At 43.8% G+C, this 12560-nt stretch carries 12 protein-coding genes; 6 read left to right on the top strand and 6 right to left on the bottom strand.

Features of this window, described 5'->3' with window-relative positions; translation table 11 throughout:
- Window positions 1-146: 146 nt before the first annotated feature.
- The 3 genes from GX089_00885 (at window position 147) to GX089_00875 (ending at window position 3518) form a co-directional block, all read left to right on the top strand.
- A complete protein-coding gene (locus GX089_00885; protein ID NLP01026.1) occupies window positions 147-1376 on the top strand; it encodes a pectin esterase in 1230 nt (409 codons plus the stop codon).
- A gap of 51 nt (window positions 1377-1427) precedes the next feature.
- Window positions 1428-2372 (top strand): pectin esterase, encoded by a 945-nt coding sequence (locus GX089_00880; GenBank protein NLP01025.1) that lies wholly within the window; start codon window positions 1428-1430, stop codon window positions 2370-2372.
- A gap of 126 nt (window positions 2373-2498) precedes the next feature.
- A complete protein-coding gene (locus GX089_00875) occupies window positions 2499-3518 on the top strand; it encodes a carbohydrate-binding protein (GenBank protein ID NLP01024.1) in 1020 nt (339 codons plus the stop codon).
- 289 nt (window positions 3519-3807) lie between these two features.
- Here GX089_00875 and GX089_00870 read toward each other — a convergent pair whose 3' ends face one another.
- The 4 genes from GX089_00870 to GX089_00855 form a co-directional block, all read right to left on the bottom strand.
- On the bottom strand, window positions 3808-4119 hold the full coding sequence (locus GX089_00870) for a 4Fe-4S binding protein (protein NLP01023.1): 312 nt from the start codon (window positions 4117-4119) through the stop codon (window positions 3808-3810).
- A complete protein-coding gene (locus tag GX089_00865) occupies window positions 4104-5174 on the bottom strand; it encodes a hypothetical protein (GenBank protein ID NLP01022.1) in 1071 nt (356 codons plus the stop codon). Before GX089_00865 ends, GX089_00870 begins: the two co-directional genes overlap by 16 nt.
- Window positions 5171-5569 (bottom strand): winged helix-turn-helix transcriptional regulator, encoded by a 399-nt coding sequence (locus GX089_00860; protein ID NLP01021.1) that lies wholly within the window; start codon window positions 5567-5569, stop codon window positions 5171-5173. The genes GX089_00865 and GX089_00860 overlap by 4 nt, the downstream gene beginning before the upstream one ends.
- Before the next feature lie 158 nt (window positions 5570-5727).
- On the bottom strand, window positions 5728-6420 hold the full coding sequence (locus GX089_00855) for a hypothetical protein (protein NLP01020.1): 693 nt from the start codon (window positions 6418-6420) through the stop codon (window positions 5728-5730).
- A gap of 432 nt (window positions 6421-6852) precedes the next feature.
- On the opposite strand from GX089_00855, the gene GX089_00850 reads away from it, so the two are divergent.
- Entirely contained in the window at window positions 6853-8310 is a 1458-nt protein-coding gene (locus GX089_00850; protein ID NLP01019.1) for a potassium/proton antiporter, read from the top strand.
- 21 nt (window positions 8311-8331) lie between these two features.
- On the opposite strand, the gene GX089_00845 is transcribed toward GX089_00850, so the two are convergent.
- A complete protein-coding gene (locus GX089_00845) occupies window positions 8332-8469 on the bottom strand; it encodes a hypothetical protein (protein NLP01018.1) in 138 nt (45 codons plus the stop codon).
- A gap of 974 nt (window positions 8470-9443) precedes the next feature.
- Here GX089_00845 and GX089_00840 point away from each other — a divergent pair.
- Both GX089_00840 and GX089_00835 read left to right on the top strand, forming a co-directional pair.
- Entirely contained in the window at window positions 9444-10208 is a 765-nt protein-coding gene (locus GX089_00840) for an alpha/beta hydrolase (GenBank protein NLP01017.1), read from the top strand.
- A gap of 114 nt (window positions 10209-10322) precedes the next feature.
- Entirely contained in the window at window positions 10323-11516 is a 1194-nt protein-coding gene (locus GX089_00835) for a hypothetical protein (protein NLP01016.1), read from the top strand.
- 729 nt (window positions 11517-12245) lie between these two features.
- Here GX089_00835 and GX089_00830 read toward each other — a convergent pair.
- The coding region (locus GX089_00830) for a hypothetical protein (protein NLP01015.1) at window positions 12246-12560 on the bottom strand (315 nt) is incomplete at its 5' end.

Below are 12560 nucleotides of genomic sequence, written 5' to 3'. Positions count from 1 at the left end.
AGCGAGCAGAAATCTGTACTCAAAACAGTACAGAAAATAGCTGAAAACAGCGAAAATCCTCCCGAAATCCACAGATAGCCTTATATTCTTGTATACAGTTTCAGCAGAAAAAACAGAGTAACTGAAAAAAGAAAGCGAAGAAACAGATGAACAGGTTACAGCTTCAGTTTACCCTCCTTTTAATAACTCTTTACAGCTTTATCTTTTCCGCAGACGCTCCTGACGGCTTTGCTTCAGTTAGCGGCAAGGGCCTCTCCACAACCACAGGCGGTGAGGGCGGAGAGACTGTAATAGTAAATACATTGGCCGACCTTCAGAAATACGCCTCGTCATCGGAACCTTACATAATTCTGGTGCAGGGCACTATTGCCGCGGTTCCCAAGGGAACAAATGTCAATGTCAAATCAAACAAGACAATTGTCGGGCTGGGAAACGATGCGACACTGTACCAGGGAGAGCTTCATCTTGTAAATGTGAGCAATGTAATAATCCGCAACCTGATTATCAGGGATTCATACGTCGAGGGTAATTATGATTGTAAAGATACCGACTGGGATGGCATTCAAATTGACGAAAGTCATCATATCTGGATCGACCACTGCCTCCTCACCCATAACTGTGACGGCCTCATAGATCTTCGAAAAGCCTGTGATTATGTAACAGTCTCCTGGGTTCATTTCAGTAATCATAACAAGTGTTTCGGGGTTGGATGGACAGATGAAACGGATTTCCGCACAACGATTCATCACTGCTGGTTCGACAGCACAAATCAGCGTAATCCCAGCTTTGATATGGGAATCGGACATCTGTACAATAATTATGTGAGAAAAGTATCCAGTTACGGAAATTACGCGCGTGGTGAGGCGCGGGTGGTGATTGAAAACAGTGTATTTGAGGATTCAAAGAATCCGGTGCAGGCTGATGCAACCGCAAAGCTGTTTATTTCCGGATTGCAGTTCTCCAGATGCACCGGGACACAGACCGGAAATGTCAGCACACCGCCATTTAACCCGAAAGATTACTACGACTATACACTTGATAAGACATCGGATGTGAAAAACCTGGTCATTTCCGGTGCAGGACCACAGGAATGGATCGGAAAACAGTATTTGCCTGTTAATAATCGAAAAATCCCGGCAAATCCATTCCTGAACGCAGTCTCGGCCTCTGTTTCTGAAAATAGGGTGATATCGATCAAGGCAGATATAACAGGCAGGCACAGGTTTAATATTTATTCCCCAAATGGTAAAATTTTAAAAGCCTTTGAAGGAACAAATCCGTCAGTTTACACCTGCAGAGTTCCTTCCGGAGGCATGTATCTGATATCGTTTCAGGGGGAAAAACACAGTCACTGCAAGATGGTTTTTGCTCCCTGAACGGCAGTAAACTTATTGGAGAGGGATATGAACAGAATTACACTCAGTCTTCTGTCAGGTTTGCTCCTCATTAGTCTCACGGTTAAACTGTATTCCCAGATCACCTATGATATGACCGTGGCCAAAGACGGGTCAGGAGATTACACAACTGTCCAGGCAGCTTTCAACGCAGTGCCAAAGAACAGTTCCCAAAGGACTGTCATCTACATAAAAAACGGCACTTATAAGGAAAAACTCGTGCTTGAATCAGACCGTAAAAATGTAACCATTATCGGCCAGAGCCGGGACAATGTGAAATTAACGTATGATGATTATTCAGGGAAAGTCGTAAATGGAGAAACCCTTGGGACAAGCACATCCCGGAGTACCTATATAAAAGCAGAAGGATTCTGTGCACTTAACATTACTTTTGAAAACTCCTCCGGACCTGTGGGTCAGGCGTTGGCAATCTATATAGGAGGAGACAAGGCGGTATTTTACAACTGCAGGTTTCTGGGACGACAGGACACCTGGTATGCCGGCAACTCACGTCAGTTTGTGAGAAAATGCTATATCGAAGGAACAACCGATTTCATGTTCGGCCCATCGACGACATGGTTTGACAGTTGTGAAATTTATTCCTACGGCGGAACAGCTATCACGGCAGCATCCACAGAGCAGCACATAACCTACGGTTATGTATTCCGGTACTGCAACATAAGCGGAGCATCCGGGGTATCAACCACTCTTGGAAGACCCTGGAGACCTTACGCCGCTGTAGCGTTTCTTAACTGTTCGATGACCTCCTGTATCAAGGCCGCAGGATGGAATAACTGGGGAAAGACAGAGAATGAATCCACAGCCAGGTATTCTGAATACAAAAACACTGGTGCCGGCGCGAATACATCGGGAAGAGTCAAATGGGCAAGACAGCTTACAGATGCGGAAGCTGCCAATTACACCATCTCGAATGTCCTGAAAACGACCTACGCGAATCCTCCTGTAGTTGACAACTAGGATCCTCTGGCGACTCTCAATCTTTACCTGTCCGGTTCAACTGTCAAGTACAGCTTTACTGCTTCTGTCGCTGAGGGACAGGGCACTGTCACACCATCGAGCGGAAGCTACGAGAAGGATCAGAGTGTGACCGTTACCGCAACTCCTGCTCAGGGCTGGCTTTTTGATCACTGGGGCGGCGATCTTTCCGGAAACACCAACCCCGCAACTGTCAAAATGACCTCAATTAAAATTGTTACAGCCTATTTTGTTAAGGATACAAGAACTTACTACTCTATCACCAGTCAGGCATTACCGGGCGGAACCATAACCCAAACACCAGAGGGAAGCTCTCTTCCTGAGGGTACCCTTGTAACTCTTACCGCAATTCCCAACAATGGATGGAAATTCAGCGGATGGTCTGGGGACTATACAGGTACAGATGCCGCTTATGTTATTTCTTCTCTTAACAAAAACAATTCTGTTACAGCTTCTTTTTTGCCTCTGGATAAATTTGTCTACCAGGCCGAAGATGGAATATTGAATGAAGCAATACTTGAGACCAAAAATGCCGGATTTACAGGCAGTGCTTATGTGAACTATAATGCGGCAGCAGGCGCTTTCCTGGAGATACCGGTTTTTACAGATGCGGCAGGAACAAGGAATGTTATTATCAATTACGCCAACGGATCCGGTTCATCTAGGTCATTATCCATATCTGTAAATGGCGTATCACAGATCGCGTCGTTGCAATTTGAGGCAACAACCAACTGGGAAACATGGGTTCAAAAGACAGTTTCTCTTCAATTACCGCAGGGGGCCAGCACTGTCAGGCTGTCAACTAGCAATGACCAGGATGGTCCCAATGTTGACAAAATTACACTTGACCAGGGCACATCTGTTTCCGGACCTCTCCCCAAAGACCTCAATCCTGTTATCCGTTACTATTCATCACAAAAAACTCTTTCTATACATGTAAATTCATCAAGTGAACTTAATGTAAGCATCTTTACTCTCAGTGGTAAAAAAATGCTTTCCCGTGCATTCAACAAAGCATCAGGATCCCAAAATATCAAACTGCCGTTATCCGGTCTGAGGAATGGGATGTACCTGATAAGGTTGGAGTACAGCGGGAGAATGGAGACGGGGGTTGTGAGTTTTATGTGACGAGAGTACGAGGGTACGACAGGACGACTGCACGGCAACATGGCAACACTACAACACGACAGCACTACAGCACGACGATACGACGATACGAGAGTACGAGCAGGTAAGGACTTATACCAAACTGGATAATGATTGCGAACATATAAATGCTATGCTTATAAACATGATCCGAAATATTGACCAATGGACTATTCCTAAAAAACAGTGACTTATGGAGATACTGTCACCTTTCGACATCCTATCGTACCCTCGTACTGTCGTATTGTCGTACCCTCATTCTTAGATAATATCAGCAACATCCAGACGATGATCGACCGTTCTTGCTGCATCCGCATTCCGGCTCACCGCCAGTTATAATAGCATTAATAAACGCCTGAGCACAACCAACACCCGATTTTACAGAAATTGCATTGAATGCGCAATTAGTGCTGCATGCGCCGCATTCTATGCATCGATCACGGTTGATTATTTCCACTTTGTGATTCTGTATGTGCAGAACCCCTCGCGGACAAACATCTGTACATAGTGCACATCCGGTACACTTTTCACGATTCAATTTAAGAGAGACCACATTTTTCAGATAATTCAAACGACACCCCATTTCTGCAATTTGAAGATAATAAGAAGGATCGATGATATAATACACATCGATATGTACACTGGTACAGAAAACTTCATTTCACGCTTGACACCGGAAATATTGGTAAATGGTGTAGATCCAGTGAAATTCAGAGCAATGAAAGAAATCAGTGTAATATTAAAAAGTATTGAAGCTGATGCCAAAAATGGATTTCCATAGTAGATTTTATCATAAAATAAAAGCGATGGAATAATTACAATTATTCCCAGAATCATACCTTTTAAAGCGAAACTTCTGAATGGAATAAATGGAAGTAATACAGGAAAAAGAACACTTCCGGTAATTACCGAAATTAACCCGGAAATTATTAACGGCCACGAATTAACAAATGCAGGTTTAATGAGTATCCCTGAAGACTCAATACCCATAAACACCATTAATCCCAGAATCAGCCAGACATATTTTCTGAGAGCTGCAAAAAATTCTATCGGTGTCAGTATCATTCGGTCTCTAAGCGGGAATTTTATAGTTCTCATATCGGCAGTAGCCTCTTTACCTGCTTCCAGATAAGCCGGAATATCATTTGCAAGAATGGGCCCATAAGAAATGCTGAATCCTGTAGCTTTGGTTACCTTATGAGCTGAGACACCAGGCGCTCCCAGTTGTGGAAGAATAAGGCTTCTATGTTTAACAATGGTATCGAGTTTGGTACAGTTAATTCTGTTTATAAGCTCTGAAGTTCCAAAAGTCCCCTTTCCGGCAGCACACCATACATTTATACCTTTTGTATCGATAACCAGCACCCAGGCACTGCTTTTTTCCATTGCTTTACGGAGGTGATCGCAGGCCAACCGGTAATTTGCTGTAACCAGTACCGGTGATGATTCACCAGGATTACCGATAGAATATAGCCCTGGTTCAACTGCATAATTCATCCTGAATTTATCACTTATCCTGCATTTAATGTGTCCCCATTTATCAACAGGTGGAATAGCGGGAATCAGCATCTTTTTGCCTGATCCTGAACTGCATCCGCATGATTTTGTTTCTGGTTTGTTGCAATCTAAAGATGTCAATTGATACCTCTTTTTTTCTGTTGACGTTTCTTTTCTACCCTATTCTTACAAATCGTTTCAGGACTTTGTCTGAGAATCTTCATGAGATTCTTTGAATCCTGTCTGATCCTGGGATCTGTGGATAAGGACCCAGTTATCCATTCCAACACACTTTGAACATTTTTATTCCTTTTTGTTGGTTCAGATAACTTATAATAGATCCACTTTTCCTCTTTTCTGCTCTCTACAAGTCCGGCATTTTTAAGTACTGCCATATGTTTAGAGACAGTCGAAGGGGCAAGATCCAATAATTCTATGATTCGGCATACACACAGTTCCTGCTTGCAGAGCGCAAGAAGTGTACGTACACGATTACTGTCCGATAATGCTTTTGCGATACTTATTATTTCATCCATTGAGCCATTTTTATCCAGTTTATAACATTTCTATATTTCGCCACATATCGAAATATACTAAAAGGAAATAAAAATCCAATATTCGAGTATGGCAGAAGTATCTGGCAAAGTATACATTTCGGATTATGACTGCAACTCTAATACAAGTGTAAACCCTATTACCTGGAAAACAATTTTTTTACCTTGTTCTTCAAATACACCAGCGTCCATCTCTCTTTCCAGCTCCCCCATGGATGGTGAATTCCCAGAGAAACACCATTGTTTTTGATTTTCTCCACATCTCTTTTGTTGCTTGGAGAGCCGGGGTGGTAAAGCAGTCTGTCGGGAAGGTAGACGTTTTCATATTTGTTCTGGTTAAAGACGCGTGTCAAAAGACGGGGACCGGTAGATTCTACGATCTGGGTATAGTCGGTTACAGAGGGGGGATTCTGCTTCAGGGAGTCGATGACATCGAGCCAGAACTTATGCCCGGGTTCCGATGCAAAAATGCAGTTTCCCAGTTCATCCCGGGGATCGCCGTACTTAGTGCTTCTGTTAAGAGGCAGTACAAGACTGTAAGTTCCAAAGTCAAACGGCGCCAATACCTCATAGTCAAGATCAAGGTAAACACCGCCTATTTTATACATTATAAGGTACCTTATGACATCTGCCCTCATGATGTTTCTCGAGAAGCCTCTGAAAATGTCAACAAAATCGGGAAACTCTTCCGCCACAAATTCATCGTTGTCATTATCAGTCCAGAGCCGGTACTCCCATGTCGGGTTCATCTCCTTTACGGCTTTAATGAAAGGATGCCATTTTTTCGGAACAGCGCTGTCTTTCCATGTCTGGTGGATAATCCTGGGGATCATAGTTTTTCCTGATATAGAAACTGGTTGTGGTTTGAACTATTTGTGCTCTCGTGTTGACATCAAAACTAAATTCCGCTCAGAAGTACGGACACGATTAACTTTCTCTGCACTTATGAAAACAGGAAGAAATACATGAAAATCTGCGGGAGACAAGAGCAGTACACTGAAGTGGATTCGAAGAAAAGAGGAAAAAGATGCAGCAGTAAAAAAGGGGCTTCTACATTTAGATAAGGAGCTTTTATGCATTTCATATATTGATATCTGAATACTGTCGAGGCTATCCATATCTATACTGGATCTTCCTTTCCAAAAAATAATGAAAAATCACATATTTTGAACCCAACCCACCTCCCGCACTACGATGACATGAACTATTTTAATACGATCTGTTTTCATCGATAAACCTGCTTAACGATCTTAGGGCCTTAAGTAATGTACTCACTGATTGCCTCATTGATTCTGATATCAATTGTTCTGACCGCCCGGATTGCCAGCAAATGGCGTCTTCCCCTGGTTGTTATTGCCCTTAGCATAGGGATACTGTTCGGAAGCGATGTCCTGGGATTGATTTATTTCAATAATCCGAAGATGGCAAAAACGCTTGCCGATTTCGCCCTGGTTTTTGTTCTTTTTATCGGCGGTTTCGGCACCAAAAAAGAGACCCTTCAAACAGTCCTGCATCCATCAATGACTCTGGCCTCACTAGGGGTAATTCTTACAGCCGTTATCACTGCTTCTGTGCTCTACCTGTTTTTCGATTTCAGCTTTAAATATACCCTTCTTCTGGGCTGTATCATCTCATCTACCGATGCTGCCGCAGTGTTTTCTATCCTGCGCTCCCGGCCTTTAAACCCAAAGCTTACATCACTTCTGGAAATCGAATCGGCCACAAATGATCCAATGGCAATCGTACTCACTACAGTGGCCATTCAATTAATCACCGCAAATGTTGAACATCCTTTTCAAGTCGGTGTATTTCTCCTGTGGCAGTTCTTCGGTGGTATCGGTATCGGCCTTCTGATCGGTAAAATCGGCGTATTGATTTTCCAGAGGGTAAAAGTTCTTGACAGGGGATATTTTTACATCTTTCTGATCAGCATCATTCTCCTCTCTTTCGGCGCCGCTGATGTAGTGAAGGCAAGCGGGATGATCTCTGCGTTTTTTGCAGGTTTTCTGATGGGGAACTCCGGGATTCCTTACAAAAAGACACTCGAATCTTTTCTGGATGCGCTGCAGACAATTGCAAACGTGATTATCTTTGTAATCCTGGGATTGCTTGTCTTCCCAAGTGAGTTCGGCACTGTCTGGAAAGAGGGACTTGTTCTGTTTCTGGTCTTGTCTTTTCTGGCCCGCCCTGTCACTGTGCTTATCTGCACCGTCTTTGATAAGTTCAAATCCGGAGAAAAGGTGCTGCTGAGCTGGTGCGGTTTAAGAGGCTCTGTACCCATAGTTCTTGCAACCTACCCTACTGCGGCCAATATTGAGGGATCACGGGAGATCTTCAATATCATTTTCTTTGCAGTTGCATTATCGATGCTGGTTCAGGGAAACACTATCAGCTTAATCGCATCATGGCTTAAATTAACAGTCAAACCAAAACCGAAGCCCACTCAGGCCATGGAACTGGTTACCTTGCATTCGAGTGACCTGGAGCTTTGTGAGATTGCAATAGATGAGGATGACTATGAGGGGTCCACATTTATTTCAGCATTGCACCTGCCCAAAGGGACAACTGTAACCATGATCAACCGTCACGACAGAATCATCGCTCCTCAAGGCTCAACCGAAGTATTTCCGGGTGATATTCTTTACGTGCTTGTCAACAGCAAAAACATTGAGAGAGTCACATCGAGAATCCTGGGAAAGTTTACAGCAAAGGAAAATACCTGATCTCCGCACTAGGTCCCGGATTCAGGACCCTGTCTCTTCAATATCAACCCGGTAGCAAAGTTCCTCCCGAGTGTAGATTCCGCCAGTCATCAATGCCAGACAGGAAGCCATACTCCCGAACCCATCACCTGACGGCAGCCACTCTGACCCGTTCCACATCGAAATGCCTGCATTAATGCGGTGTGCTCCGCGTGAAATTCTCTTACATCTGTGAGGTGTTGAACTATAGTTCAACAGTTTTTCCAATAAACCTCATAAACAACAGGTTTTCAGGTATACAAGCCTTTATATTAGAAAAAAATCCACTCAATACAGCCGGTTTTCGGTTTAAAGATACATGAAAATGCAACAAAATATTGGAGAGTTTTTGGATTGAGTGACTCGATAAGGCTTGTTTTAGTTCATTAAATACAATTTTCACACCGGCTTAACAGGGGGGCTCCATGCGCCGAGCAAAAAAAATTCTATTGATTCTTGGTGTACTCACAGTCTGTCTGCAGGCACAAACGATAGACATAAACGGTAAAGTCTCTAACCAGAGCGGTAAAGCTATCCACGGTGCAATCGTCACGCTCAAATCAAAAGACCTGAAAGACACAACCAATGAAAACGGGTTATACTCCCTTAAGGGAGTATTTACAAGTGTAAATTCTGCAGTCAAGCATTTCGGAAAAGAAACTGTATACCTTAAGAAAGGTATCATTGCTGTAAAACTGGCTAATCCGGCAGCAGTGATAACCGAACTTTTTAATATGCAGGGAAAGCAGCTCAGCAAAACAGTCAGGAATTATGCTTCTCCGGGGGAATACAATTTTGCACTCACTGAGCTATCCTTTGCCGAAAACATGATGATTGTCCGTGTTTCCATAGGAAATCAGACCGCAAGTTTCCGTTATTTACCTTATAATAAGTACAACTCAGTTTCCCTTCTTTCAAAACATCCTGTCACAACAGCAAAACTTCTTGATGAAAGTGATACCCTTCAAGCCTGGGCATTGGGGTACAAAACAGCCAAAGTACCTGTTTCTGCCTATACCGGAACTTTTAACATCACATTGGAAACTGAATTTACCGGTCAATGTACCCAGTCGGATGCCGTAAACGTCCGTGTTTCAGGAAGCGGTCCTCACAAAGTGGTTGTGGAAACGAACTCCGCTAATGGAATCAATGAGGGCACAATTTACAGACCTGAGGATCTGGGGTATGGGAAAAAATACCCCATCTATTTGTGGGCAAATGGCGCCTGCTCTAAAAATGGAACATCGAATACTGCCGCTCTGGGAGAAATCGCTTCACATGGATACTTTGTTATCTCGGATGGTAAGCCAAATGGTGATGGAAGCCGCCCGATGGGTGGAGATGTAAAAGAGATGGGGAAACCATTTATTGCATACATGAACTGGATCATAGCTGAAAACCGCAAACCCTGCAGTCCTTACTACCAGAGTATCGATACCACCAAGGTCGCAGGAAACGGTTTTTCCTGCGGCGGTCTTTTGTCGATGGGTATAGCACACGATCCCCGTACAACAACCTGGGCGCTCAGCAGCAGCGGTTCTTTTTCTGACAACTGGTCACTGTGGAACAGCGTACACACGCCAGTATTGATCCTTGAGGGTCATAAGGATGGAACGGGCGCATACAATAACGGCCTGAGAGACTACAATGGTATCTCCTCCAAGGGGCATCCAATTATGTTCTTCAGTAATAAAACTTTTGATCATGGCGGTGACTTGTGGAATACCAACGGAGGACACTTTACAAAGATCACTCTGGCCTGGCTGAACTGGTGGATAAAGGGAGACACTGGCTCAACAGGAAAAGGCGTTCTTGTAGGCTCCGGCTGCAGCTACTGCAGAGACAACAACTGGGAAGTTAAATCGGCAAATATTCCTTAAGCATTTCCTGTTAACCCTCTCTGCTTTATAAAACTCAAATTCTGTCTTCCTGACAGAATTTGAGTTTTACTGTATCTCTGACACTTGAAAAGTTCTTTAAAACACAGGTTAAACATGCAACACTATAGAATCATCCGGTTCATTGGGACATTTGTACTGACCATTGTTATTTCCAGCAGCATTGTATTTGCAAATCAGCGGATTATCTCTTTCGGGACATATATTGACCCTGTTGTCCAAATGGAAGAATCCAGAAATCTTGCAAAGTCACTTATCAATCCATCCTCACCCCAGTGGCAGGCCAAAGGGGATCAAAAAAGAACCTACCGCTTCTCAGAAGCCAATGCGGATGAGCCCTTCAGGGTATGTGTTCCTCAGAACTGGGATGGAAAATCGAAACTGCCTCTGGTGATGTTTCTTCATGGCGGCGGATGTAATGAAAGCACATATCTGGATCAGAACAACAAGCAGATGGTCAAGCTTGCCGACCAGCATGGGTATATTCTTGTTTCACCGATGGGTGACAAAGGTGCATTCGGCAATTTTTTACGTCTTTCTGCCCAGTTTGGAAATGAAAGTGGCGCCACGGAACTCATGGCTCAGGTTACTACGGAGAGCGAAAGGACAAACGAACTCAGTGAAAAAGATGTAATCAACGTTCTGGAGTTGATTTTACATGAATACCCGATTGACAGTTCATCGATTTTTCTCATGGGTCATTCAATGGGAAGCGGTGGGACTTGGTATATCGGGGGAAAATACCGCAAATACTTCCGGGCCCTTGCACCGATATCCGGTCCTTTTGTACAGAAAACCGGTTATCCCTGGGACAGTCTTTATCAAATGCAGTTCTTTGTGACCGAAGGCATACAGACCCCATCGTTAGATGGAAGCAGAGCAGTCAGGGACTGGATGAATTCGCGCGGTTTCAATCTGAAGTACAAAGAAGTAAACGCAGATCATGGTGGAATGGTACCGCTTGTACTGCCGGACATCTTTGATTTTTTTGATGAATGCAGAGCTGCAGTCATGACAAATCATACTCTGGGAATAAAGGTCCAGGAGAGATTGTCTGTTCATTACGACTCAAAGCATTTTCTGAGAATTGCGGTTCCAAACCTGTCTGCTAATTCAGATATCAGGGTGACTATCAATAGTATCTCAGGAAGAAAAGTTTTCGACAAAAGAGTAAATTTGACTAATGGAGAAGCATCAGTTGCGGGCATGCGGCTTCCGGCCGGAACATACGCCGCGACCATCACTTCATCTCTGCACCGGTACAGTTCCTCATTTATAATTCAGGAATAGAGGATATATTGCAACTGAAGAGAATGGACCGGCTCAATGCTTTCCATATAAGTACATATTCACCTCTATAAATTTAGATGGTACATATTATTTAAAGGCACTAATGTATGTTCTTCAGATCGGGGGCGGTATCGGTATCGGTATCGGTATTGGCTTTTTTTCATCCAATTTTCTCTCCTGAAAATTCTGAAACACCTGCTCCTGAATCAAAATTTGTTGAACTTTATCGTTCTTGGTGAATCGTATTCGCCAATACAAGTGCCATTTGCAGAGCGTAAATTACTGCATTTAAGAGATAAGATGGGTGAAGTCTCCCCCCCGCTCCAGCCCCTCTGTGTTGACACAGTGCAGTATCCTGCGGAAAACTGTTACAAGTCGCGCAGGATTAGCTTGCTTCTCAATCTTTACTGGTAGAAGAAGAAACGATGATTGTATACCGGAATTCCATTTCGGTCCTTGTACTGGTAATCGCAAATAAGAAGATTATCAAAAAACAGGTGAACGATGTGCAAACGAAAGAGGCGGTATTAATGCCGCCTCTAGCCAAACAAAGTCCGGTAAACCGGGCTTGCAGGAAAATGAAATCTAATCGTTTTCTATTTGCTCCGATTTATCAGGCTTTACATGCCTTGAAGTGCAGTCGTGTGATCGTGTGATCGTGTTGTCGTTCTGTCGTTCTGTCGTTCTGTCGTACCCTCGTACTCTCGTACACTCGTACTGTCGTTCCCCTCATCTCCCCGAGGCCGGTACCACAAAAGAACACCTGTTACCCCCTGCCTTTACCCATAATACAACCATCCCGGCACTTTTAGCAGGTTTCCACTGCACCTTATCTTTATCTGCCACTCTTTGTATCAATCGGCCCCGCAGATCTGTCACCTCCACATAAATCATCTCTCCGGGTGAGGTAATCGATACAGTCTGCCCGGATACTTTCCATTTGATACCAGACACTCTGGCCCGTAAATCTCCTCCGGCATTTCTGCTCCCGACAAAATCACTGGATGGAAAGATCTCCAGATCACGGATCACACTCTGATGATT

Source organism: Fibrobacter sp. (genome assembly GCA_012523595.1).
Taxonomy (GTDB): Bacteria; Fibrobacterota; Chitinivibrionia; order Chitinivibrionales; family Chitinispirillaceae; genus JAAYIG01.
The sequence above is the reverse complement of the archived record's forward strand: the minus strand, read 5'-3'. Positions and strand labels throughout refer to the sequence as shown.